Source organism: Pseudomonas sp. KH_021 (assembly GCF_057838865.1).
In genome coordinates this window covers 1,017,656-1,041,448 of the sequence record NZ_CM174477.1, presented here as the reverse complement: position 1 = coordinate 1,041,448, position 23,793 = coordinate 1,017,656, and the positions used below count along the sequence as shown (strand labels likewise).

At 60.2% G+C, this 23,793-nt stretch carries 20 protein-coding genes and 1 other RNA gene; 16 read left to right on the top strand and 5 right to left on the bottom strand.

Features of this window, described 5'->3' with window-relative positions; translation table 11 throughout:
* Positions 1-139 precede the first annotated feature (139 nt).
* Both rnpB and rsmI read right to left on the bottom strand, forming a co-directional pair.
* Positions 140-499: RNase P RNA component class A (gene rnpB / locus AC3IX4_RS04920), an RNA gene on the bottom strand.
* 116 nt (positions 500-615) lie between these two features.
* A complete protein-coding gene (gene rsmI, locus AC3IX4_RS04915) occupies positions 616-1,488 on the bottom strand; it encodes a 16S rRNA (cytidine(1402)-2'-O)-methyltransferase (protein ID WP_489259499.1) in 873 nt (290 codons plus the stop codon).
* A gap of 209 nt (positions 1,489-1,697) precedes the next feature.
* Between rsmI and AC3IX4_RS04910 the strand changes: the two genes are divergently transcribed.
* The 10 genes from AC3IX4_RS04910 (at position 1,698) to AC3IX4_RS04865 (ending at position 12,638) form a co-directional block, all read left to right on the top strand.
* On the top strand, positions 1,698-3,512 hold the full coding sequence (locus AC3IX4_RS04910; RefSeq protein WP_489259498.1) for a penicillin-binding protein activator: 1,815 nt from the start codon (positions 1,698-1,700) through the stop codon (positions 3,510-3,512).
* Positions 3,512-3,883 (top strand): YraN family protein, encoded by a 372-nt coding sequence (locus tag AC3IX4_RS04905; protein WP_489259497.1) that lies wholly within the window; start codon positions 3,512-3,514, stop codon positions 3,881-3,883. Before AC3IX4_RS04910 ends, AC3IX4_RS04905 begins: the two co-directional genes overlap by 1 nt.
* Positions 3,884-4,024: 141 nt before the next feature.
* A complete protein-coding gene (locus AC3IX4_RS04900; RefSeq protein WP_489259496.1) occupies positions 4,025-4,618 on the top strand; it encodes a phosphoheptose isomerase in 594 nt (197 codons plus the stop codon).
* A complete protein-coding gene (locus AC3IX4_RS04895; RefSeq protein ID WP_489259495.1) occupies positions 4,615-5,193 on the top strand; it encodes a BON domain-containing protein in 579 nt (192 codons plus the stop codon). Before AC3IX4_RS04900 ends, AC3IX4_RS04895 begins: the two co-directional genes overlap by 4 nt.
* A 399-nt stretch (positions 5,194-5,592) precedes the next feature.
* Positions 5,593-5,970, top strand: a complete 378-nt coding sequence (gene gcvH / locus AC3IX4_RS04890) for a glycine cleavage system protein GcvH (RefSeq protein WP_489259494.1) — start codon at positions 5,593-5,595, stop codon at positions 5,968-5,970.
* A gap of 15 nt (positions 5,971-5,985) precedes the next feature.
* Positions 5,986-8,847 carry an aminomethyl-transferring glycine dehydrogenase gene (gcvP, locus tag AC3IX4_RS04885; RefSeq protein WP_489259493.1) on the top strand — a complete coding sequence of 954 codons (2,862 nt, stop codon included), beginning with the start codon at positions 5,986-5,988 and terminating at the stop codon, positions 8,845-8,847.
* A gap of 100 nt (positions 8,848-8,947) precedes the next feature.
* On the top strand, positions 8,948-10,324 hold the full coding sequence (locus tag AC3IX4_RS04880; protein ID WP_489259492.1) for an L-serine ammonia-lyase: 1,377 nt from the start codon (positions 8,948-8,950) through the stop codon (positions 10,322-10,324).
* Between the two features lie 9 nt (positions 10,325-10,333).
* On the top strand, positions 10,334-11,458 hold the full coding sequence (gene gcvT / locus AC3IX4_RS04875; RefSeq protein ID WP_489259491.1) for a glycine cleavage system aminomethyltransferase GcvT: 1,125 nt from the start codon (positions 10,334-10,336) through the stop codon (positions 11,456-11,458).
* Between the two features lie 377 nt (positions 11,459-11,835).
* Positions 11,836-12,048 carry a cold-shock protein gene (locus tag AC3IX4_RS04870; protein ID WP_007931076.1) on the top strand — a complete coding sequence of 71 codons (213 nt, stop codon included), beginning with the start codon at positions 11,836-11,838 and terminating at the stop codon, positions 12,046-12,048.
* A gap of 101 nt (positions 12,049-12,149) precedes the next feature.
* Complete coding sequence (locus tag AC3IX4_RS04865; protein WP_489259490.1) at positions 12,150-12,638, top strand: RDD family protein; 489 nt, start codon at positions 12,150-12,152, stop codon at positions 12,636-12,638.
* A 62-nt stretch (positions 12,639-12,700) separates the two neighbouring features.
* Here the strand turns inward: AC3IX4_RS04865 and lptG are convergent, their stop codons facing one another.
* Both lptG and lptF read right to left on the bottom strand, forming a co-directional pair.
* Entirely contained in the window at positions 12,701-13,762 is a 1,062-nt protein-coding gene (lptG, locus tag AC3IX4_RS04860) for an LPS export ABC transporter permease LptG (RefSeq protein ID WP_489259489.1), read from the bottom strand.
* Positions 13,755-14,870, bottom strand: coding sequence for an LPS export ABC transporter permease LptF (lptF, locus tag AC3IX4_RS04855; protein WP_489259488.1), 1,116 nt, complete (start codon positions 14,868-14,870; stop codon positions 13,755-13,757). Before lptF ends, lptG begins: the two co-directional genes overlap by 8 nt.
* Positions 14,871-15,168: 298 nt before the next feature.
* Between lptF and AC3IX4_RS04850 the strand changes: the two genes are divergently transcribed.
* The 5 genes from AC3IX4_RS04850 to rlmF all read left to right on the top strand — a co-directional run bounded on the left by AC3IX4_RS04850 (position 15,169) and on the right by rlmF (position 21,962).
* Positions 15,169-16,662: a leucyl aminopeptidase gene (locus tag AC3IX4_RS04850; protein ID WP_489259487.1), complete on the top strand. Its 1,494-nt coding sequence runs from the start codon at positions 15,169-15,171 to the stop codon at positions 16,660-16,662.
* Between the two features lie 53 nt (positions 16,663-16,715).
* Positions 16,716-17,144 (top strand): DNA polymerase III subunit chi, encoded by a 429-nt coding sequence (locus tag AC3IX4_RS04845; RefSeq protein ID WP_489259486.1) that lies wholly within the window; start codon positions 16,716-16,718, stop codon positions 17,142-17,144.
* Between the two features lie 7 nt (positions 17,145-17,151).
* A complete protein-coding gene (locus AC3IX4_RS04840; RefSeq protein WP_489259485.1) occupies positions 17,152-17,511 on the top strand; it encodes a DNA polymerase III subunit chi in 360 nt (119 codons plus the stop codon).
* A gap of 520 nt (positions 17,512-18,031) precedes the next feature.
* Complete coding sequence (locus tag AC3IX4_RS04835) at positions 18,032-20,878, top strand: valine--tRNA ligase (protein ID WP_489259484.1); 2,847 nt, start codon at positions 18,032-18,034, stop codon at positions 20,876-20,878.
* 121 nt (positions 20,879-20,999) lie between these two features.
* Positions 21,000-21,962 carry a 23S rRNA (adenine(1618)-N(6))-methyltransferase RlmF gene (rlmF, locus tag AC3IX4_RS04830; RefSeq protein WP_489259483.1) on the top strand — a complete coding sequence of 321 codons (963 nt, stop codon included), beginning with the start codon at positions 21,000-21,002 and terminating at the stop codon, positions 21,960-21,962.
* Positions 21,963-22,013: 51 nt separating this feature from the next.
* Here rlmF and AC3IX4_RS04825 read toward each other — a convergent pair whose 3' ends face one another.
* Positions 22,014-22,295, bottom strand: a complete 282-nt coding sequence (locus AC3IX4_RS04825; protein WP_489259482.1) for an HU family DNA-binding protein — start codon at positions 22,293-22,295, stop codon at positions 22,014-22,016.
* Positions 22,296-22,690: 395 nt separating this feature from the next.
* On the opposite strand from AC3IX4_RS04825, the gene yejK reads away from it, so the two are divergent.
* The gene (gene yejK, locus AC3IX4_RS04820; protein WP_489259481.1) at positions 22,691-23,698 is read left to right on the top strand and encodes a nucleoid-associated protein YejK; all 1,008 of its coding nucleotides are present in this window, start codon (positions 22,691-22,693) and stop codon (positions 23,696-23,698) included.
* The last annotated feature ends 95 nt before the right edge of the window (positions 23,699-23,793 follow it).

The window sequence follows — 23,793 nt, the reverse complement described above, 5'->3', positions numbered from 1 at the left end:
GGAATTGTCATTTTGTATGACAATGAAAATCGAACTCACTCAGAGGGATACAGCCCGAACTTAAAGTAATTTATTAAGAGTAAGATTTTTTCGGTATTACGAATTGGCCGCTGCTGTTGATTGGGCAGGGAAGGAAAAGGTGGAGAGTCGATCTGTAAGCCGGGTTCTGTCGAGGACAGTCATTCCTCTACGATGGCCATCACTGGACACCTTTAGCAACCTACCCGGTTCCAACGCGGGCCGCGCCATATGGAACCCTATTTGGTCTTGCTCCGAGTGGGGTTTACCTAGCCATGAACTGTTGCCAGTCATGCGGTGCGCTCTTACCGCACCTTTTCACCCTTACCGGCACCGAAGTGCTTAGGCGGTTATTTTCTGTGGCACTTTCCGTAGGCTCACGCCCCCCAGGCATTACCTGGCACTCTGCCCTATGGAGCCCGGACTTTCCTCCCCCCTCTTTTGCGGAACAAAAGAAGGCAGCGACTGTCCAATCGACTCTCCGCTGCAAAGATTAACGGTAGAGGCGTTCAAGAACAAGCTTTAAAAGTGATGATGGCACTTTGATAACTCTCAGTGCCAGGAAATTTTGCGTCCAAAACTTATAAGCGTAGCCGCTTATTGCGCTTTTTGTTTATCCAGTGCGACCTGATACAGCACATTTTTACGCACGCCGGTAATTTCTGCCGCCAATGCAGCCGCACGCTTGAGTGGCAATTCGCCAAGCAGCAGATCCAACACCCGCTCGACTTCAGGGCTGATGGCCTCTTCACTTTCCGGCGCCGTCCAGCCCGCCACCAGCACCACACATTCGCCGCGCTGCTGGTTGCTGTCAGCTTCGACAAACTCCCGCAATTGCGCCAGCGGCAGACCCTTGAGCGTCTCAAAGGTCTTGGTCAACTCACGGGCCAGCAAAGCCGGGCGCTCAGGACCAAAAATCGACTCCATATCCTGAAGACATTCAAGGATCCGGTGCGGTGCCTCGTAAAAAATCAGGGTGCGCGCTTCCTCTTTAACCAGTTCAAGGCGGGCACGACGCCCCACCGACTTGGCCGGCAGAAACCCCTCGAAGATGAAGCGATCCGATGGCAGCCCTGCGGCCGACAACGCCGCGATCAAGGCGCAGGCACCGGGCACTGGCACCACGGCGACGCCCGCCGCTCGAGCCTGGCGCACCAAGTGATAGCCTGGATCCGAGATCAATGGCGTTCCGGCATCGGAAATCAGCGCGACGTTATCGCCGGCCAACAAACGAGTCAGAAAGCGACTGCCCTCCTCGCGCTCATTGTGCTCATGACAAGCCGCCAGAGGCGTGCTGATACCGAAGTGCTGCAACAGGCGAATGGAATGGCGCGTGTCTTCGGCAGCAATCAGTGCAACATCGGTCAGCACCTTGAGCGCCCGCGCACTCATGTCGTCCAGGTTGCCAATGGGGGTGGCGACCACAAATAGAGTGCCGGCAGAGGAATTCGAAGCACCTTGAGCAGTCACGGCACACACCTGTCTTGTTGGTCAAAAGCCGCCATTGTACAGCGTCAAAACAGATGCGTGGGCAATCGACGAAACCTCAAGGGCTGGCAACCGTCCAGTTTGTTGAAACATTTCCATGAGCATCATCAAGCTTTATTGGCGCTAACATCGCGCCTTTGCCAGTGCTTGGGTACACTTGCACGTTAATTCGATCAAGTCGGGATTCATTCATGATTGCTTGCCTGCGGCTGCTCTCCGCCCTCTGCCTTGCTGCCCTATTGGCAGCTTGCGCCAGTTCGCCTTCGTCCAGCCTGGGTGAATTACCCCGTACCCCGGATGCCAGCATCGAGCAACTGCTCGAGCAAGCCGCCACCAGCAAGAAGCCCGAAGCTGCCGCACTGCTGCGACTGAGTGCAGCTGACCTCGCCTACCGGCAAAAAGACAACGTACGTGCCGCCCGCATCCTGGAACAGGTACCTGTCGATCAACTCAAGCCCGCCCAACAGATATTCGCCAACACCCTGGCCGCCGAGCTTGCGATGACCCGCAACCAGCCCAAGGCTGCACTGGCCGCACTCAGCCACCCAAGCTTCGAGCACCTGGCAAAACTCCCAGAAACCCAGCAGGTACGTACCCATGCGGTTCGCGCCGCGGCGCTGGAAGCCGACGGCCAGATCCTGCCCGCTGCTCGCGAGCGCATTTTCATGGCGCCGCTGCTCAGCGGCCCTGCCGCTGCCAGCAACCACGATGAGATCTGGAGCCTGGTAGCCTCATTGCCCACCGAGCAGCTTCAACCCACCGGCAACGATGACCTGGCTGGCTGGATGAGCCTGGCGCTGGCCGTGAAAAGCGCCGGCACCCTGGAACAGCAACAGGCCGCCATCGATGACTGGCGCAAGCAATATGCCGATCACCCGGCTGCCAAGCAATTGCCCACCTCGCTGACCAAGCTTAAAGAATTGGCCAGCCAACCCTTGACCAAGATCGCCCTGCTGCTGCCGCAAAACGGCCAGCTGGCTGCAGTGGCGCGCGCCTTGCGCGAAGGCTTCATGGCAGCCCATTACCAGGCCCTGCAAGCTGGCCAGAAGCCGCCAGCCATTGAAGTGTATGACAGCTCTCGCGTGACCTCGCTGGATGACTTTTACCGCCAGGCCCAGGCCGCCGGCGTGCAATTGGTCATTGGCCCATTGGAAAAACCACTGGTCAAGCAACTGGCCGCACGCTCGCAACTGCCGATTACCACCCTCGCGCTGAACTACAGCGACGCAGGCCAGGTCGGGCCACCGCAACTGTTCCAGTTTGGCCTCGCGGCCGAAGACGAAGCCCGCGAAGTATCCCGCCGGGCCCGCGCCGACGGCATGCAACGCGCTGTGGCCCTGGTGCCAAAAGGCGAATGGGGAGACCGCGTGCTCAAGGCTTTCCGCCAGGACTGGGAAGCCAACGGTGGCACCCTGATCGGCGCCGAACACGTAAGCTCACCTGTGGCCCTGGCCCAGCAGATCGCCGACCTGTTCCAGTTGCGCCAGAGCGAAGGCCGCGCCAAGAGCCTGCAAAGCACAGTGGGCGGTGCCGTTGCCGCACAACCCTCGCGCCGCCAGGACATCGACTTCATCTTCCTCGCCGCAACCCCGCAACAAGCTCAGCAAATCAAGCCGACCCTGAACTTTCAGTACGCAGGTGATGTGCCGGTCTATGCCACTTCGCACCTGTTCAGCGCCTCGGGTGACCAGGCGCAATACAACGACATGAATGGCATTCGCTTCTGCGAAACGCCTTGGCTGCTCGACAGCGGCAACAGCTTGCGTCAACAAGTAGTCCGCCAGTGGCCACAAGCTGCCGGCAGCCTGGGCCGCCTCTATGCGATGGGCATCGATGCCTATAGCCTGGCGCCGCGCCTGGGCCAGTTGAAGGCGCTGCCGGACAACCGCATCGAAGGCTTCTCCGGCAGCCTGACCATGAGCGCCAACCAGCGCATCGAGCGTCAACTGCCCTGGGCCGAATTTGATCACGGCCAAGTCAAGCGCCTGCCGGATACGCCTCGCTGATGCCAGTCACGCCTCGCCAGCACTCCGGCAGGCAGGCCGAGCAGCAGGCCCTGATCTTTCTCGAAAAGCAGGGCTTTCGGCTGCTGGCGCAAAACTGGCTGTGCAAAGGAGGCGAGCTTGATCTGGTCATGCTGGACGGCGATACAGTAGTATTCGTCGAAGTCCGCTACCGACTGCACGCCAATTGGGGAGGTGCACTGGGCAGTATCGACCGGCGCAAGCAAGCACGGCTTACCCATGCTGCGCAGACATTCCTGCAGAAGGAAGCGCGCTGGTCAGGGCATCCTTGCCGATTCGACGTGATTGCCCTGGAAGGCACCAGCGGCGGTGCAGCACCGCTCAATTGGGTGCGTAATGCCTTTGACAGTTGAGCGCGCATTACCCTCAGGCAACACCCTTCATTCAACGATTTTTTGCTCTTTGCTTTGCGGGCCGCACTTTAATATGTGCCGGGCAGCGTCTGGCCTCCGTCAGACAGCGCTCGACCAGCCGCGCTACTTAAGGTCACATTGATGGACATGCAATCCCGAATTCGCCAGCTTTTCCAGGCCAGCATCAACACCAAGCAGCAGGCGATGGAAGTTCTTGCACCGTACATCGAGCAAGCCAGCCAGGTGATGGTTGGCGCCTTGCTCGCAGACGGCAAGATGCTTGCCTGCGGCAATGGCGGCTCGGCAGGCGACGCCCAGCACTTTTCGTCCGAACTGTTGAATCGTTTCGAGCGTGAACGCCCGAGTTTGCCAGCGATCGCCCTGACAACCGACAGCTCGACCATCACCTCGATCGCCAACGACTACAGCTACAACGAGATCTTCTCCAAACAGATCCGCGCCCTGGGCCAACCAGGCGACGTACTCCTGGCGATTTCCACCAGCGGTAATTCGGCAAACATTATTCAAGCGATCCAGGCCGCACATGATCGCGAAATGATTGTCGTAGCATTGACGGGGCGAGACGGCGGCGGCATGGCGTCCTTGCTGCTGCCCGAGGACGTCGAGATTCGCGTACCGTCCACCGTCACTGCACGTATCCAGGAAGTTCACCTGCTGGCGATCCATTGCCTCTGCGATCTGATCGACAGCCAATTGTTCGGGAGTGAAGAATGACCCCTAATCGCCTAGGCCTGATGGCCCTGACCCTATGCCTGTCCCTGACCGGTTGCAGCTCTTTCATTACCGCGACCCGCGATGCACCCATTGAAGACGACCGCGGCACCCGTACCATCGGCAGCAAGATCGACGACTCGCTGATCGAAACCAAGGTGGCGGTCAACGTTGCCAAGGCCAACCCGGACCTGGACAGCGGCTCACACATCGTTGTCAGCAGCTTCAACGGTGTCGTGCTGCTGGCCGGCCAGACCCCGCGCGCAGACCTCAAGGCCCAGGCCGAACAGGCTGCAGGCTCGGTTCAGCGGGTCAAGAAGGTCCACAACCAACTGCAGATCCTGCAACCCTCCTCACTGCTGGCACGTAACAACGACACCTGGCTAACCACCAAGATCAAGGCCCAGATGCTGGCCGACACTTCCGTGCCAGGCTCGCGCGTCAAGGTGATTACCGAAAACGGTATCGTCTACATGCTCGGCCTTGTGACACAGTCGGAAGCTGCCCGTGCCACCAGCGTGGTGCAGGGGGTCTCCGGTGTGCAGAAGATCGTCAAACTATTTGAGTACATCGACTGACCCTACTGACAATGCTTTATGCGGTTCGGCATTCGCTGGCAGGCCAGCTCCCACACTCAAGCAAAAGCCTGAACGTGTGGGAGCTGGCCTGCCAGCGAATGAGGCCCCAAAGCCACACGTAATGAAATCATTACGACGTAATGATTTCATTACAGATCGCTCCAGCCCTTCAAATGACAATCCCCTGATCGCATTACGGCTTGCGACACCTCGCCACCCGTAGCGATTTCGTTACAAACGCACTTCCCTCACCCCGCCAAAAAAGCCATCAAACCCTTGAATTAAATGGGTTTATTAAAGATGGCCGCATATTTGCTACAGAACTCCCAATCAAAGCACAGCCCACCGCCGTGCATTCAATCGCGTTTGCCAGCGCCTGCTGGCCCTTGAGGAGTTTCCATGAGCGAGTTGCGTTTTACCGAAGATCACGAATGGCTGCGCACCGAAGCCGATGGCAGCGTGACCGTCGGCATCACCGCCTTCGCCCAGAATGCGCTGGGTGATGTGGTATTTGTGCAACTCCCTGAGCTTCAGGCCTATGACAAGGGCAGCGAAGCCGCCACCGTGGAATCGGTCAAGGCAGCCAGCGGTGTGTACATGCCGCTCGACGGCGAAGTGCTCGAAACCAACCCTGCGCTCGACTCAAGCCCTGAGCTGGTCAACGAAGACCCGCTGGGCGAAGGCTGGTTCTTCCGCTTTAAACCTGCCGATGCCAATCAAGTGACAGAACTGATGGATCAGGACGCCTACGACAATCTGATCAAAGCCCAAGCCTGATCTCGGGGAGCCACCATGAGCCACGTTAATCTGAGCACCGAAAACGAATTTATTGCCCGCCACATCGGCCCCCGCCAGGCCGATGAGCAGCAAATGCTGCAAACCCTGGGCTTCGACTCGCTGGAGGCCTTGAGCGCCAGCGTCATCCCGGAAAGCATCAAGGGCACCAGCGTACTGGGCATGTCCGCAGGCCAGAGCGAAGCCGATGCGCTGGCTGCGATCAAGGCGATCGCCTCCCAGAACCAACTGTTCAAGACCTTTATTGGCCAGGGCTACTACAACTGTCATACCCCTGCTCCGATTTTGCGCAACCTGCTGGAAAACCCAGCCTGGTACACCGCCTACACCCCTTATCAGCCTGAAATTTCCCAAGGCCGCCTGGAATCGCTGCTCAACTTCCAGACCTTGATCAGCGACCTGACGGGCCTGCCGATTGCGAACGCCTCGTTGCTCGACGAAGCCACCGCCGCTGCCGAAGCCATGACCTTCTGCAAGCGCCTGAGCAAGAACAAAGGTAGCCACACCTTCTTCGCCTCGATTCATTGCCACCCGCAAACCCTGGACGTGCTGCGTACCCGCGCTGAGCCATTGGGCATCGAAGTGGTCGTGGCTGATGAGCGCGAGCTGGGCGATGTCAGTGACTACTTTGGCGCCTTGCTGCAATACCCGGCCAGCAATGGCGATGTGTTCGACTATCGCGAGCTGGTCGAACGCTTCCACGCCGTCAATGCGCTGGTTGCCGTTGCGGCCGACCTGCTGGCCTTGACGCTGCTGACGCCTCCAGGCGAATTCGGCGCAGACGTGGCCATCGGCAGCGCACAACGCTTCGGTGTCCCGCTGGGCTTCGGCGGCCCGCACGCCGCCTACTTCTCGACGCGTGACGCGTTCAAGCGCGATATGCCGGGCCGCTTGGTCGGTGCTTCCATCGACCGCTTCGGCAAGACCGCCCTGCGTCTGGCCATGCAAACCCGCGAGCAACATATCCGTCGCGAGAAAGCCACCAGTAACATCTGCACCGCCCAAGTGCTGCTGGCCAACATCGCCAGCATGTACGCCGTTTACCACGGCCCACAGGGCTTGCAACAAATCGCCCGCCGCACTCACCAACTGACCGCGATCCTGGCCCAAGGCCTCAAGGCCCTTGGCGTTACGGTCGAGCAGACGCACTTCTTCGACACACTGAGCCTGAACACCGGCGCAGCAACGGCTGAGCTGCACGCCAAGGCGCGGGGCGCAGGCCTGAACCTGCGTGAAATCGACGGTATTCGCCTGGGCCTGTCCCTGGACGAAACCAGCCGTCAGGCCGACGTTGAAGCGCTCTGGCAATTGTTTGCCGGCGCAGGTGCAGCGCAGCCGGACTTCGCCACCCTGGCCGACAGCACCGAGGCTGCCCTGCCCGCTAACCTGCAGCGCCAGTCTCAGATCCTCGCTCATCCGGTGTTCAACCGTTATCACTCCGAAACCGAGCTGATGCGCTACCTGCGCCGTCTGGCCGACAAGGACCTGGCACTGGATCGCACCATGATCCCGCTGGGTTCCTGCACCATGAAGCTCAATGCCGCCAGCGAAATGATCCCGGTGACCTGGGCCGAATTCGGCAACCTGCACCCCTTCGCGCCCGCCGAGCAAAGCCAGGGCTATCAGGCGCTGACTAGCGAGCTTGAAGCCATGCTCTGCGCCGCCACTGGCTACGACGCCGTGTCGCTGCAGCCCAACGCCGGCTCCCAGGGCGAATACGCAGGCCTGTTGGCCATTCGTGCCTATCACCAGAGCCGTGGCGATGACCGTCGCGACATCTGCCTGATCCCGTCCTCCGCCCACGGCACCAACCCGGCCACCGCACACATGGCCGGCATGCGTGTTGTGGTCACGGCCTGTGACGAGCGCGGCAACGTCGATATCGAAGACCTGCGCGCCAAGGCGATCCAGCACCGCGAGCACTTGGCCGCGATCATGATTACCTACCCGTCGACCCACGGTGTGTTCGAGGAAGGTATTCGCGAAATCTGCGCGATCATCCACGACAACGGCGGCCAGGTTTACATCGATGGCGCCAACATGAACGCCATGGTCGGCCTCTGCGCACCCGGCAAGTTCGGTGGCGACGTGTCGCACCTGAACCTGCACAAGACCTTCTGCATCCCTCACGGCGGTGGCGGTCCGGGCGTCGGCCCGATTGGCGTCAAGTCGCACCTGGCCCCGTTCCTGCCCGGCCACGCCCATATGGAGCGCAAGGAAGGTGCAGTCTGCGCGGCGCCGTTCGGCAGCGCCAGCATCCTGCCGATCACCTGGATGTATATTCGGATGATGGGTGGCGAAGGCCTCAAGCGCGCTTCGCAGCTGGCGATCCTCAACGCAAACTACATCTCCCGTCGCCTGGAAGAGCACTACCCTGTGCTGTACAGCGGCAGCAATGGCCTGGTTGCACATGAATGCATCCTGGACCTGCGCCCGATCAAGGACAGCAGCGGTATCAGCGTCGACGACGTGGCCAAGCGCCTGATTGACTTCGGTTTCCATGCACCGACCATGTCGTTCCCGGTAGCTGGCACGCTGATGATCGAGCCTACCGAAAGCGAATCCAAGCAGGAACTCGACCGCTTCTGCGACGCAATGATCTGCATTCGCGAAGAAATTCGCGCAGTCGAGAACGGCCAACTGGACAAAGACGACAACCCGCTGAAGAACGCCCCACACACTGCCGAAGAGTTGATCGGCGAGTGGAGCCACCCTTACAGCCGTGAGCAAGCGGTCTACCCGCTGGCTTCCTTGATCGAAGCCAAGTACTGGCCACCGGTCGGGCGTGTCGACAACGTGTTCGGTGACCGTAACCTGATCTGCGCCTGCCCGTCGATCGAGAGCTACCAGGAGCTGTAGGAGCTGACCTTGGTCGCGATGGCATCACCGCAGTCTACGATAAACCATGGGGATGCCATCGCGACCAGGGCCCCAGATTCAACACCAAGGGGTTTATGTTATGTCTTTGAGCGTGTTCGACCTGTTCAAGATCGGCATTGGCCCCTCCAGTTCCCATACGGTCGGCCCCATGAGGGCCGCCGCTCGCTTTGCCGAAGGCCTGCTGCGCGACGGCCTTCTCGAAAGCACCACCCAGATCAGGGCTGAGCTCTATGGCTCGCTTGGCGCCACCGGCAAAGGTCACGGCAGTGACAAGGCGGTGTTGCTGGGCCTTGAGGGCGAACACCCGGACACCGTCGATACCCACGCCATCCCCGAGCGCTTGCAGCAGATCCGCAGCAGTGGACGGCTGAATGTGCTGGGCAGGCATGCCATCGAGTTCGTCGAAAAGCAGCACCTGGCAATGATCCGCAAACCCCTCGCCTATCACCCCAACGGCATGGTCTTTCGTGCCTTCGATGGCGCTGGCCTGCAGATTCGCAGCCGCGAGTACTACTCGGTCGGCGGCGGTTTCGTGGTCGATGAAGATGCGGCCGGGGCCGACCGGATTGTTGAAGACAGTACAGTGCTGCCCTTCCCGTTCAAGACCGCCAAGGAGTTGCTTGGCCACTGCGTAGCCCAGGGTTGTTCGATCAGCCAGATCATGCTGGCCAACGAAGCGGCCTGGCGCCCCGAAGCCGAGACCCGCGCTGGCCTGTTGCATATCTGGCAGGTGATGCAGGATTGCGTCGAAACTGGCTGCCACAGTGAAGGCATCCTGCCCGGTGGATTGAAGGTCAAGCGCCGGGCCGCAGCACTGCACCGACAGCTGTGCGAGCACCCCGAAGCCAACCTGCGCGACGCGCTCTCGGTTCTCGACTGGGTCAATCTCTACGCCCTGGCCGTCAACGAAGAAAACGCCAGCGGCGGGCGAGTGGTCACCGCGCCCACCAACGGCGCGGCCGGAATCGTGCCGGCGGTGCTGCATTACTACATGCGCTTTATCCCCGGTGCCAACGAGGACGGCGTGGTGCGTTTTCTGCTCACCGCCGCCGCCATCGGCATTCTCTACAAGGAAAACGCTTCGATTTCCGGCGCCGAAGTCGGCTGCCAGGGCGAAGTCGGGGTGGCCTGTTCGATGGCGGCCGGCGCGCTCTGCGAGGTGCTCGGCGGGACCGTCCAGCAGGTCGAGAACGCCGCCGAAATTGGCATGGAACATAACCTGGGGCTGACCTGCGACCCGATTGGCGGGCTGGTGCAGGTGCCCTGCATCGAGCGCAACGCCATGGGCTCGGTCAAAGCCATCAACGCCGTGCGCATGGCCTTGCGCGGTGACGGCCAGCATTTTGTCTCGCTCGACAAGGTGATCCGCACCATGCGCCAGACCGGCGCCGACATGAAAAGCAAATACAAAGAGACCGCCCGCGGCGGTCTGGCTGTCAACATTATCGAATGCTAGGAGTTGTGCATGTCTACCCCATCCCTGTTGAAAACCCCGCTGCACGCCCTGCACCTGGAGCTGGGCGCACGCATGGTGCCGTTCGCCGGCTATGACATGCCGGTGCAATACCCGCTGGGCGTGATGAAGGAACACCTGCACACCCGTGAACAGGCCGGCCTGTTCGACGTCTCGCACATGGGCCAGATCCGCCTGCTCGGCGCAGGTGCCGCCCAGGCCCTGGAAACCCTGGTGCCGGTCGACATCCTCGACCTGCCGGTGGGCATGCAGCGCTATGCGATGTTCACCGATGCCAACGGCGGCATCCTCGACGACCTGATGGTCGCGAACCTAGGCAACGACGAACTGTTCCTGGTGGTCAACGCCGCCTGCAAGGACCAGGACCTGGCCCACCTGCGCCAGCACCTGGCCGGCCAGTGCGAGATCCAGCCGCTGTTCGAAGAACGCGCCCTGCTGGCCCTGCAAGGCCCGGCTGCGGTCACGGTGCTGGCGCGCCTGGCGCCCGAAGTGGCGAGCATGACTTTCATGCAGTTCACCCGCGTGGTGTTGCTGGGCGTGGAGTGCTACGTCAGCCGCTCCGGCTACACCGGCGAAGACGGTTTCGAGATCTCGGTTCCGAGCGACAGCGCAGATGCCCTGGCGCGTGCCCTGCTGGCTGAACCGGAAGTCGCCGCCATCGGCCTGGGCGCGCGTGACTCGCTACGTCTGGAAGCCGGCCTGTGCCTGTATGGCCACGACATGAGCACTGAAACCACGCCGATCGAAGCCAGCCTGCTGTGGGCGATTTCCAAGGCCCGCCGCGCCGATGGCGTGCGTGCCGGCGGCTTCCCGGGGGCTGAGCGGGTGTTCGATCAGCAACAGACGGGGGTGGCACGCAAGCGTGTAGGGTTGTTGCCGCAAGAGCGCACGCCAGTGCGTGAGGGCGCTGAAATCGTCAATGAAGCGGGTGAGATCATTGGCAATGTCTGCAGTGGCGGTTTTGGCCCGACCCTGGGTGGCCCGGTGGCCATGGGCTATCTGGATGTCGCGCATACCGCTCTTGATACGCCAGTATGGGCCATTGTTCGTGGCAAGCGAGTGGCAATGAAAGTTGCCAAGTTGCCATTCGTTGCCCAGCGTTACTATCGCGGCTAAGTCACTGAAAATTCATACTAACGACGTGATTCTGTTACGTCGCTACCCACTCAAATGGGCAGCGACGTTTCAATATCGAACCTTTTTGTAACATTCGAACACAGGTGAAAAACCTGTCAGGAATGACGAGTCAATAACCTGCCTGACTTAGGTCAAAAGGTAGCAAAACAGCGGCTTCCAGGGCTTGTTTTTGCCTTGGGAGTTGGCGTAGAGTCTGTTCACTGTGTTTGCATGGGTCGCTATGGTTCGTGACCTGGGCAGTAGCTCTGAATGTTGCTACAACCCGTTCGTCGTCTCTTACTTTCCTGCAACCCAGCCCAGTACTCTTTCATTTGGAAGAAGCTGTTACTAATTCTAAGTTTCATAGGAAATAAGCTATGTCGCAACGTCAGAGCGGTACCGTCAAGTGGTTTAACGACGAGAAAGGTTTTGGTTTCATTACTCCAGAAAGCGGCCCGGATCTGTTCGTGCACTTCCGCGCTATTCAGGGCAACGGCTTCAAGAGCCTGAAAGAAGGCCAAAAAGTGACCTTCATCGCTGTGCAGGGCCAGAAAGGCATGCAAGCTGACGAAGTTCAAGCAGAAGGCTGATTCGTCTTTTCAAAAAAGCCCTTGCTGGCAACAGCAAGGGCTTTTTTGTGCCCGGCATTCCGTAGAATGGCGGTTTTTTAGCGCAAGGAGAGCCTGTCACCATGCCCAAGCACCTGTTGCGCCCCCAGGGCGACTTCCCGGCCGTTGGCCTTGGTCGGCGGCTGGCAGCGATGTTTTATGACTTTTTGCTGTGCACTGCCCTGCTGATGGTCACCACCCTGGCCTACAAGCTGGTGATGATGGCGTTCATAGGCGAGGCACGCCTGAGAGAGCTGTCGGATGCCGGGGCACTGGACCGCGACCCCCTGCTCTCAACCCTTCTGCTGTTCATGTTGTTCGGGTTTTTCGCCAAATTCTGGACCCACTCGGGCCAGACCCTGGGCATGCAAGTCTGGGGCATTCGAGTACAGAATGCCGATGGCAGTGCGATCAGCCTGTGGCAAGCCTTGTTGCGCTTTGTGGTGTCTATCGGTTCGTGGCTATGCCTGGGACTGGGTTTTCTCTGGGCACTGGTGGACAAGCGCAAACGCGGTTGGCACGACATCTATTCCGACACCCAATTGGTGCGTATTCCAAAGCAGAAAAAATAGCCACATTCAATCGCACACAAAAACGCCGACCTTGAGGTCGGCGTTTTTTGTTGCGGTTTGTGTCATCCGGCTCGTCGTAACAACCAGACGCCCGCCAATGCACAGACACCCGCCGGAATCACCACCGCCAACAACGGCGAGAAGCCAAATACCTGGCTCGACGGCCCCAGCAAGTCCTGGGCGATACGGAACACAAAGCCCACCAGCACGCCGGTAAAAACGCGCTGGCCCAGGGTGACAGAGCGCAATGGGCCAAAGATGAACGATATCGCCATCAGCACCAGCGCCGCCGTCACCAGTGGCTGCAGGACCTTGGTCCAGAACGCCAGCCAGTAGCGCTCATTGTTCAGGCCCTGATCGGCCAAATAATGGATGTAACTCCACAGGCCGGAAATCGACAGGGATTCAGGCGCCAACACCACGGTGCTGAGCAGTTGCGGCGTCAAGGCCACCTCCCAACGCTCCTGGGGTTCCTTGATGACCTCGGTGTGATCACCCCGGAAATGGGTGGTCGTCACGTCCGTGAGCTGCCAGTGATCCGTGTCGTACTGAGCTTTTTTCGAGAAGCTGGAGGTCAGCAGGTGACGCTCCTTATCGAAACGATAACGCGTCACGCCATACAGCAAGCCATTGGGCTGCACCGTGTTGATGTGGACGAATTCATCGCCCTGACGGTGCCACAAGCCGCGCTTGGCCGACTGTGCATCACCGCTGCCCTGGGCCAGCGAACGGTCGGCCTGGGCCTTGTTTTCACTGATAGGCGCCACATACTCGCCAATCAGGATGCCCGCCAGCATCAGCACCAGCATCGGTTTCATCACTGCCCAGACGATACGGCCGATGGAGACCCCGGCCGCTCGCATGATGGTCAATTCACTGTGGCTGGCCAGGTTGCCCAGGCCGATCAGGCAGCCGATCAACGCGGCCATCGGCAGCATGTCGTAGAGCCGCCGAGGAGCGGTCAACAAAACGAAATTGCCAGCATCCAGCAGTGTGTAGGAATCGCTGATGTCGCTCATCTCGTCGATAAAGGCGAACAGCGACGCCAAGCCAAGAATGATTCCCAATACCCCAAGGATCGAGACCAATACGCTTGAGCCGATATACCGATCCAGTTTAACCACGGGCCACCTCCGCACGGCGAGCGGCGCGCTTGAGGCGCATCGGCTCCCAGTACATCAGCCCCAGGCCGATCAGCAGGAAGATGCCATGCACCCACCATACCCCCAACTCTATCGGCAACTTGCCCTTCTCCAGGGCACCACGCACGGCAATCAACATTGTCAGGTAAGCCATATACAAAAGAATCGCCGGTAGCAGCTTGAGGAAGCGGCCCTGGCGCGGATTGACCCGAGACAAGGGGACGGCCATCAGGGTCACTACGAACACCAGCAATGGCAGCGACAGGCGCCATTGCAGCTCGGCACGCTCACGCAGGCCCTCGGCGCCAATCAACTCGCGGGTCGGGATGGCTTCACGCTCGGTGATGTCTTCGCTGACTTCAGGCTTGGGCAACAGCACCCCGTAGGTCTCGTACTGAATGGCGCGGTAATCGGCCTGGCCCGGGTTGCCATCATAGCGGTAGCCGTTTTCCAGGATCAGGTAGCGATTGCCGTCGGGGTGTATTTCCTGGCGACCTTTCTCGGCCACCAGCACCGAAATGCCACGGTCCTTGCTCTTGTCCTGCGAAACGCGCTTCTCGGAGATGAATACCCCGCCCAAGCTCGCGCGATCCTCGGACAACTCCTCGGTGTAGGTCACTCGCGTGCCATCGCGCAGGGTCTGGAATCGGCCTGGCACCAGGGTATCGAACTCCGTCAGGGCGTCCTGCTGGTTGATGATCTGGGCCACCTGGGTCACACCTTGTGGCGCCAGGCTCAGGCTCAGCCAGGCTGTCAGCAAGGCGACCACTGCCGCCGGCGCCATGGTCATGGCCAGCAGACGCTGCTGGCTCATGCCGGTGGCCGACAGCACGGTCATTTCACTCTCAAGGTACAACCGGCCATATGCCAGCAGGATCCCGAGAAACAGCCCCAGGGGCAGGATCAGCTGCAAAAAGCCCGGCAGGCGAAAGCCCATGATCAGGAACAGCACGCCCGGATCAAGGATGCCTTGCGCCGCTTGGGCCAGGTATTTGATGAAGCGCCCGCTCATGATGATGACCAACAGCACGGCGCTGACGGCACTCAAGGTCACCATGACCTCGCGGGACAGATAACGGAAGACGATCAAACCAGACACTCCAGGATTGTCAGGCTCAGGCGGCCAAACAAGGAAAACGTAGCAGCCAGGACAGTTTTCGGCTCGTGCGCACGAACCATTGAAAAAGTCGGCGCATTATCCTGTGATTGCCCCTGCCTGTCACTTGGCACACTCAAACCGTCACGCAATGCACTAAATCAGGGTTGTCAGGCTCCCTTGTGCAAGCTCAAACTGGCGGCTTTCTCACAGCCTTGGCCGGATGGGCCGGGCTGCATTGAGCGCACATCTAGACCGTGCACACACTGACAGTTCATTCGGGGACCCGAAAATGGAATTGGTTGTAAAAAGCGTAGCTGCAGAATCGATTAAAACCGCAACGCTGGTGATCGCGGTTGGCGAAGGTCGCAAGCTCGGCACCACGGCCCAGGCACTGGACACTGTCAGCGGCGGCGCCATCAGCGCTGTGCTCAAGCGTGGCGACCTGGCTGGCAAGGCCGGGCAAAGCCTGCTGCTGCACGCTGTCGCCAACCTCAAGGCCGAACGCGTGCTGTTGATCGGCACCGGCAAGGATGACGAAATCGGTGATCGCACCTGGCGCAAGATCGCCAGCGCTACGCTCAACACCCTCAAGGGCCTGGGCGGCAGCGATGCCACCTTGGTACTGGACGAAATGGTCGTCAAGGGCCGCGACGCCTATGGCAAGACCCGCCTGCTGGCCGAAACCCTGCTTGACGGCGAATATGTGTTTGATCGTTTCAAGAGCCAGAAAGGCGAGCCGTCCGCGCTGAAGAAAATCACCCTATTGACCACCAAGGCCAATCAGGCGGACGTCGAACGCGCCGTCAAACACGCCAGCGCCATCGCTGAAGGCATGAGCTTCACGCGCGACCTGGGTAACTTGCCACCTAACCTGTGCCACCCAAGCTTTCTGGCCGAAGAGGCGAAAAACCTCGGCAAGGCCAACAAGAACCTTAAAGTCGAAATCCACGACGAGAAAAAGCTCAAGGAACTGGGCATGGGCGCGTTCGTGGCCGTGGGCCAGGGCAGCGACCAGCCACCCCGCCTGATCGTGCTCAATTATCAGGGCGCGAAAAAGAAAACCGAAAAACCATTCGTGCTGGTCGGCAAGGGCATCACCTTCGACACCGGTGGCATCAGCCTCAAGCCCGGTGCCGGCATGGATGAAATGAAATACGACATGTGCGGTGCCGCCAGCGTATTCGGTACCCTGCATGCGGTGCTGGCGCTGGAACTGCCAATCAACCTGGTGTGCATCCTGGCCTGCGCCGAGAACATGCCAAGCGGCGGCGCTACCCGCCCGGGCGACATTGTCACCACCATGAGCGGCCAGACCGTGGAAATCCTCAACACCGACGCCGAAGGCCGCCTGGTGCTGTGCGATGCCCTGACCTACGCCGAGCGTTTCAAACCTCAAGCGGTGATCGACATCGCCACCCTGACCGGCGCCTGCATCGTTGCCCTTGGCAGCCATACGTCGGGCCTGATGGGCAATGACGACGCCCTGGTCGAGCAACTGCTCAGCGCCGGCAAGCGCGCCGATGACCGCGCCTGGCAACTGCCGCTGTTCGACGAATACCAGGAGCAATTGGACAGCCCGTTCGCCGACATCGCCAACATCGGCGGTCCGAAAGCCGGCAGCATCACCGCAGGCTGCTTCCTCTCGCGCTTCACCAAGGCCTATCAGTGGGCTCACCTGGACATCGCCGGCACGGCCTGGGTCAGCGGTGGCAAGGACAAGGGCGCCACCGGCCGCCCGGTGCCCCTGCTGACCCAGTACCTGCTTGATCGCGCCAACGCCTGAAACTGATCACCGGCCCTGCACCCGATGGGGTGCAGGGCCGGTGTGGAAGGACCATGACCAAAGTCGATTTCTATATCCTCCCGAGCAGCGACCCGGCCGCTCGCCTGGATTTTGCCTGCAAACTCACGGAAAAAGCCTGGCGCCTGGGGCATCGGGTTTACCTGCATTGCACTGACGCAGCCCAGCGCGATGCACTGGATGCCCGCCTGTGGCAATTCAAGGGCGAGAGTTTCGTACCGCACAGCTTGGTCGAGCAAGACCCCACGGCCGTCGTGGCCCTGGGTTTTACCCTTGATGCCGGCACGCATCACGACCTGCTGGTCAATCTGGATCTACGCGTGCCCGCCTTCTTCAAGCAATTTGCTCGGATTGCCGAGGTCGTGGTCGAAGACCCGGCGATTCGTCAGGCCGCGCGGGAGAGTTTCCGTTTCTACCGCGAACAGGGCTATCCTTTGCAAGATCACCGCCTACACCGACTTTGAGCTCACGATGGACACTCCGAACCCCCTGCCCAAATCCGCACTCTTGCTGGACGACCTTGAGTCGATTCGCCAATTGCTCGGCGACGACACCCTGCAACCACCACTGCTGACCGATACCGTCGAGCCGCAAGAGCAGATTCCGCTGTTGTCCGATCAGGTTGAGCAAACGCCTTTGGCTGAGCCGGAACCTGCTCAACAGCCGGACCCAGCCAGCCAGCGCCAACAAACCCTGTTGCACCTGGATACCGAACTGCGCGCTGCGGCACAGGTGATCATGCAAGAGGTGATTGACGACTTCGCCCCGCATATTGAAAACGAGATCAAGCGCCGGTTGGATGCTCGGCTGGAGCGGTTGCTCGGGAAATAGTGCTGCCCGGAGCGTAGGGCCGTATCAAGGCTTCTTTGCGCTTGCCTTGGGTTTTGTGTTGTTGTCCAAATCGAGCGCCGCCCGCGCGGCGCATCGCCGGCTAAAGCCGGCTCCCACATTGGTTGCAACGTGCCATGGCCTGTGAGAGTGGAGTTGTCAGCCACGCGTCCCCCGAAATCACAAAAATCTAAAGCCGAACTACCAAGGCTAACAACCCCTACCCCACAGGCCATGGCACGTTGCAACCAATGTGGGAGCCGGCTTTAGCCGGCGATGCGCCGCGCGGGCGGCGCTCGATCTCAAGAACAAAGGAGAAGCCAAGGCAGGCACCCCGTGTGGCTCATGCAATCTGTTGACAGGCACTCTACGGGTTCACCATGAGAATGCACGGGGCCGTTGCCCGGGTAAGGCCACGCCACAACATTTCTCCCGCCTGCCATCACCTCGCGCTACGCCCCGCGCCTTATCCCCGTTATACTTGCCGGCTTTCCTGAATAAATGCCTAAGGGTCCCGCCGCGCATGGATAAGACCTACCAGCCGCACGCCATTGAAACTTCCTGGTACAACACCTGGGAGTCCGAGAATTACTTCGCCCCGCAAGGCGCGGGCGACTCGTACACCATCATGATCCCGCCGCCGAACGTCACCGGCAGCCTGCACATGGGTCATGGTTTCAACAACGCGATCATGGATGCCTTGATCCGTTTCCGCCGCATGCAGGGTCGCAACACCCTGTGGCAGCCAGGTACCGACCACGCCGGTATCGCCACGCAGATGCTGGTCGAGCGTCAGATCGAAGCGCAGGGCTTGAACCGCCACGATCTGGGCCGCGAGAAGTTCCTGGATAAAGTCTGGGAATGGAAAGAGCAGTCCGGTGGCAATATCAGCCGCCAGATCCGCCGCCTGGGCTCCTCCGTAGACTGGAGCCGCGAGCGCTTCACCATGGACGACGGCCTGTCGGAAGCGGTCAAGGAAGCTTTCGTGCGCCTGCACGAAGACGGCTTGATCTACCGCGGCAAGCGCCTGGTGAACTGGGATACCAAGTTGCACACGGCGATTTCCGATCTTGAAGTGGAGAACCACGACGAGAAAGGTCACCTGTGGAACCTGCGCTACCCATTGGCCGATGGCGCCAAGACCGCCGACGGCAAGGACTACCTGATCGTCGCCACCACCCGCCCGGAAACCATGCTGGGTGATGCGGCCGTCGCGGTAAACCCTGAAGACGAGCGCTACAAGGCCCTGATCGGCAAGTTTGTCGAACTGCCACTGGTAGGCCGCCGCATCCCGATCATCGCCGACGACTACTGCGACCCGGAATTCGGCACCGGCTGTGTGAAAATCACCCCGGCCCACGACTTCAACGACTACGAAGTCGGCAAGCGTCACAACCTGCCGCTGCTGAACATCTTCGACAAGAATGCTCACGTGTTGCCGGCAGCCCAGGTGTTCAACCTGGACGGCACCCTGAACGACAGCATCGACGCACGCCTGCCGGCCGAATACGCAGGCCTCAATCGCTTCCAGGCCCGCCGTGAAATCGTTGCGGCCTTCGAAGCCGCTGGCCTGCTGGTCAGCGTGGATGACCACGCCCTGAAAGTACCGAAAGGCGACCGTTCCGGCACCGTGATCGAGCCGTGGCTCACCGACCAGTGGTACGTCTCCACCAAGCCTTTGGCAGAACCTGCCATTGCCGCCGTGGAAGATGGCCAGATCCAGTTCGTGCCCAAGCAATACGAGAACATGTACTTCTCCTGGATGCGCGACATCCAGGACTGGTGCATCAGCCGCCAGCTGTGGTGGGGCCACCGGATTCCGGCCTGGTATGACGAGTCGGGCAAGGTCTATGTCGGCCGTAGCGAAGAAGAAGTTCGCAGCAAGCACAACCTGGGTGCCGACGTGGTCCTGAACCAGGACAACGACGTGCTCGACACCTGGTTCAGTTCGGGGCTGTGGACCTTCTCCACCCTGGGCTGGCCGCAGCAGACCGAATTCCTCAAGACCTTCCACTCCACCGACGTGCTGGTGACCGGTTTCGACATCATTTTCTTCTGGGTTGCCCGGATGATCATGCTGACCATGCACTTGGTGAAGAACGAGGATGGCACCCCACAGGTTCCGTTCAAGACCGTGTACGTACACGGCCTGGTCCGTGACGGCCAGGGCCAGAAGATGTCCAAGTCCAAGGGCAACGTCCTTGACCCGCTGGACATCGTCGACGGTATCACCCTGGACGCGCTGCTGGAAAAACGCACCAGCGGCATGATGCAGCCAAAGCTTGCCGACAAGATCGCCAAGCAGACCAAGGCCGAGTTCCCCGAAGGGATCGCCAGCTACGGTACCGATGCCCTGCGCTTTACGTTCTGCTCGCTGGCCTCCACTGGCCGCGACATCAAGTTCGACATGGGCCGCGTCGAAGGCTATCGCAACTTCTGCAACAAGATCTGGAACGCCGCCCGTTATGTGCTCGACAAGGGCGAAGACTGCGGCCAGAACGGCGAGGCCTACGAGTTGTCGCTGGCTGATCGCTGGATCATCTCCCAGCTGCAGCGTACCGAAGCCGAAGTGACCCGCCAGTTGGAGCAGTTCCGCTTCGACCTGGCCGCCCAGGTCCTGTACGAGTTCATCTGGAACCAGTACTGCGACTGGTACCTGGAGCTGTCCAAGCCGGTACTGTGGGACGAAAATTCCCCGGTCGAGCGCGCCCGTGGCACGCGTCGCACCTTGGTGCGGGTACTGGAAGCGTCCCTGCGCCTGGCGCACCCGTTCATGCCGTTCATCACCGAAGAAATCTGGCAGCGCCTGGCGCCGCTGGCCGGTGCCGAAGGCAAGACCATCATGCTGCAGCCATGGCCAGTGGCCAACGATGCCCGCATCGATGTGGCTGCCGAAGGCGATATCGAGTGGCTCAAGGAGCTGATGCTGGGCGTGCGCAACATCCGCGCCGAAATGAACATCGGCCCGGGCAAGCCTCTGCAACTGTTCCTGAAAAACGCCAGCGCCGAAGACCTGCGCCGTCTGCAAGAAAACGAAGCGCTGCTCAAGAAGCTGGCGAAGATCGAATCCTTCACCGTGCTCGGCGAACAGGACGAGGCGCCGCTGAGCGCTACGGCCCTGGTTGGCGACCTGCAGGTGCTGGTGCCGATGGCCGGCCTGATCGACAAGGACGCAGAACTGGCTCGCCTGAACAAGGAAATCCAGCGCCTGCAAGGCGAAGTCCAGCGCGTGGGCGGCAAGCTGTCCAACGCAGCCTTCGTCGACAAGGCACCGCCTGCCGTGATCGACAAGGAACGCGCCAAGCTGGCTGACGCCGAACAGGCCCTGGCCAACTTCACCGAGCAACATGCGCGGATTGCCAGCTTGTAAGACTCGCTGACTGTAGCGACGCCATCGCGGCGGTGCGGCGACCCGACAAGCCCTGCTCCTACAGAGCCACCACGGTTTTCTGTAGGAGCAGGGCTCGCCCGCGATGCTTTAAGGAACACCCATGACCACACCCAACAAACCCACCCTGCACCCGCGCAACCGCCACCAAGGCCACTACGACTTCCCGCTTTTGATCAAGAGCAGCCCCGAGCTGGGCCGTTTCATGATCACCAACCCCTATGGCAAGCCCAGCATCGACTTCGCCGATCCCGAGGCCGTGCGAGTCTTCAACCGTGCCCTGCTCAAGGCCCAGTACGGCATCCAGCATTGGGACATCCCGGCGGATTACTTGTGCCCGCCGATTCCTGGTCGCGCCGATTACCTGCATTTTCTGGCCGACCTGTTGGCCGAAGAAAACGCCGGGGATATTCCGCGAGGCTCGATGGTGCAGGCGCTGGACGTCGGTGTCGGTGCCAACTGCATCTACCCTCTTCTCGGCCACAGCGATTACCGCTGGCGCTTTGTCGGCTCGGACATCGACCCAGTGGCGCTGGCTGCCGCCCAGGCGATCGTTAAGGCCAATGGCTTGAGCAAGGCCATCAGCTTGCGCGCCCAAGGCAACCGCAAGCACATCCTGTTGGGCATGCTCAGCGAGGATGAGCGTTTCGACATCACCCTCTGCAACCCGCCCTTCCATGCCTCTCGCGAAGAAGCCACCCGTGGCAGCCAACGCAAATGGCGCGCCTTGGGCAAGGCTGACCCCAAGCGTAAACTGCCGGTATTGAACTTTGGCGGGCAGAACAACGAGCTCTGGTGCGAAGGCGGTGAAATTCGTTTCGTCAGCCAGTTAATCAACGAAAGCGCGCACGTCGCCAAGCAGGTGCTGTGGTTCAGCACATTGGTCTCGAAGGCTTCGAACCTACCGGCGATTCAGACAGCCTTGAAGAAGGCCGGCGTGCAAGACAGCCGTGTGGTGGAGATGGGCCAAGGGCAGAAGCAAAGCCGCCTGGTGGCCTGGACCTTCCACGCGCCGCAAGCCCGTCAGGCCTGGCGGCAACAACGCTGGGCCAAATCACAGGCATAAAAAAACCGCGCCTTGAGCATGCTCGGGCGCGGTTTTCGTTTCTGTTTACAATTACTTGTTTACAGAATCGGTCAGCACTTTGGCTGGAACAAACTTGACGACTTTCTTGGCAGCGATTTCGATGGCAGCGCCAGTCGAAGGGTTGCGGCCGGTACGGGCAGGACGCTCGGTGACTTTCAGTTTGCCAATGCCTGGCAAAGTGATTTCAGCGCCATTTTCCAGCTGGTCGGCAACGATCTGGCCCAGTTGCTCCAGTGCGTTACGCGCGGTGGTTTTCGGCGCGTCGATAGCTTCAGCGATATCGGCGATCAGTTGGTCTTTGGTCAATGCCATGGTGGTGTTCCTTCCCTAATCAAATTCAGTTGGATTGCAGAGTGCAACGTCAGTCATCGAGGCCGGACCTGCCGATGGTTGGCGATCCGGTTATAGCCACGCCAATCGGGGATGTAGATACTAAAAACCGCGTTTGGTTCGACCAGACCATTGCAGACTGCAAGCTATACGCCGCTGTACGGCGCAAGACCGCGCAAAACTACCATACGAACAGATAAATATCCGCCTCATCCTGGCCATTTGTTCAGGTTTCGCGCACAAACGAACAAAAAACGATCAAAAAACGATCACAACCACCGTTCGGGCCCATGTTTACGGCCGATGCGCTACACTTGGCGCCTTTGTCGCGCGGCTGCGCCCTGGCCGCCACCAGCCCTTTTTCAGCCGAGAAACCCATGCCGATCCGTCACTGTATCGTCCACCTGATCGACAAGAAACCCGACGGCACCCCTGCTGTGCTGCATGCCCGCGATTCGGAACTGGCCGAGTCGACTGCCATCGAAAACCTGCTCGCCGACCTCAACGACAGCTACAACGCCAAACAAGGCAAAGCCTGGGGCTTGTTCCACGCTGAGTCCGGCGCCCACCCTTTCAGTGGCTGGCTCAAGGAATACCTGGACGACGGCAAAGACTTCACTGGCTTCAGCCGCGTGGCCGTGGAGCACCTGCAGAAGCTGATGGAGGAATCTAACCTCTCAGTGGGCGGGCACGTCTTGTTTGCCCATTACCAACAAGGCATGACCGACTACCTGGCCATTGCCCTGCTGCACCATAGCGATGGCGTGGCGGTGAACGCCGAGCTGGATGTGACCCCCTCCCGCCACTTGGATCTGAGCCAGTTGCACCTGGCCGCGCGGATCAATATTTCCGAGTGGCAGCACAACCCAAACTCCAAACAGTACATTTCCTTTATCAAAGGCAAGAACGGCAAGAAGGTCTCGGAATACTTCCGCGACTTTATCGGCTGCCAGGAAGGCGTTGACGGACCGGGCGAAACGCGCACCCTGCTCAAGGCTTTCAGCGATTTTGTCGAAAGCGAAGACTTGCCAGAGGAAGCCGCCCGGGAAAAGACCCAGACACTGGTGGACTACGCCACAAGCCAGACGAAGATAGGTGAGCCGGTGACCCTGACAGAACTGTCGGGGCTGATCGACGAAGACCGTCCACGGGCGTTCTACGATCATATCCGCAACAAGGATTACGGCTTGTCAGCGGAGATCCCGGCAGACAAGCGCACCCTGAATCAATTCCGCCGCTTCACTGGCCGCGCCGAGGGCTTGTCGATCAGTTTTGAAGCGCACTTGCTGGGCTCCAAGATCGAGTACGACGAAGAAGCCGGGACGCTGATCATCAAAGGCCTGCCGACTCAACTGACCGACCAGCTCAAGCGCCGCAAGGATTAAAAACTTCGCGCGCCGCGGCCTGCCTGATACACCGCGGCGCGCCCATCGCGAGTAAACTCTGCTCCTACACCGGTAGGAGCAGAGTTTACTCGCGA

Coding starts and splice junctions, on each gene's coding strand:
- AC3IX4_RS04910 (WP_489259498.1), top strand. CDS start 1,698: ATGATTGCTTGCCTGCGGCTGCTCTCCGCCCTCTGCCTTGCTGCCCTA.
- AC3IX4_RS04905 (WP_489259497.1), top strand. CDS start 3,512: ATGCCAGTCACGCCTCGCCAGCACTCCGGCAGGCAGGCCGAGCAGCAG.
- AC3IX4_RS04900 (WP_489259496.1), top strand. CDS start 4,025: ATGGACATGCAATCCCGAATTCGCCAGCTTTTCCAGGCCAGCATCAAC.
- AC3IX4_RS04895 (WP_489259495.1), top strand. CDS start 4,615: ATGACCCCTAATCGCCTAGGCCTGATGGCCCTGACCCTATGCCTGTCC.
- gcvH (WP_489259494.1), top strand. CDS start 5,593: ATGAGCGAGTTGCGTTTTACCGAAGATCACGAATGGCTGCGCACCGAA.
- gcvP (WP_489259493.1), top strand. CDS start 5,986: ATGAGCCACGTTAATCTGAGCACCGAAAACGAATTTATTGCCCGCCAC.
- AC3IX4_RS04880 (WP_489259492.1), top strand. CDS start 8,948: ATGTCTTTGAGCGTGTTCGACCTGTTCAAGATCGGCATTGGCCCCTCC.
- gcvT (WP_489259491.1), top strand. CDS start 10,334: ATGTCTACCCCATCCCTGTTGAAAACCCCGCTGCACGCCCTGCACCTG.
- AC3IX4_RS04870 (WP_007931076.1), top strand. CDS start 11,836: ATGTCGCAACGTCAGAGCGGTACCGTCAAGTGGTTTAACGACGAGAAA.
- AC3IX4_RS04865 (WP_489259490.1), top strand. CDS start 12,150: ATGCCCAAGCACCTGTTGCGCCCCCAGGGCGACTTCCCGGCCGTTGGC.
- AC3IX4_RS04850 (WP_489259487.1), top strand. CDS start 15,169: ATGGAATTGGTTGTAAAAAGCGTAGCTGCAGAATCGATTAAAACCGCA.
- AC3IX4_RS04845 (WP_489259486.1), top strand. CDS start 16,716: ATGACCAAAGTCGATTTCTATATCCTCCCGAGCAGCGACCCGGCCGCT.
- AC3IX4_RS04840 (WP_489259485.1), top strand. CDS start 17,152: ATGGACACTCCGAACCCCCTGCCCAAATCCGCACTCTTGCTGGACGAC.
- AC3IX4_RS04835 (WP_489259484.1), top strand. CDS start 18,032: ATGGATAAGACCTACCAGCCGCACGCCATTGAAACTTCCTGGTACAAC.
- rlmF (WP_489259483.1), top strand. CDS start 21,000: ATGACCACACCCAACAAACCCACCCTGCACCCGCGCAACCGCCACCAA.
- AC3IX4_RS04825 (WP_489259482.1), bottom strand. CDS start 22,295: ATGGCATTGACCAAAGACCAACTGATCGCCGATATCGCTGAAGCTATC.
- yejK (WP_489259481.1), top strand. CDS start 22,691: ATGCCGATCCGTCACTGTATCGTCCACCTGATCGACAAGAAACCCGAC.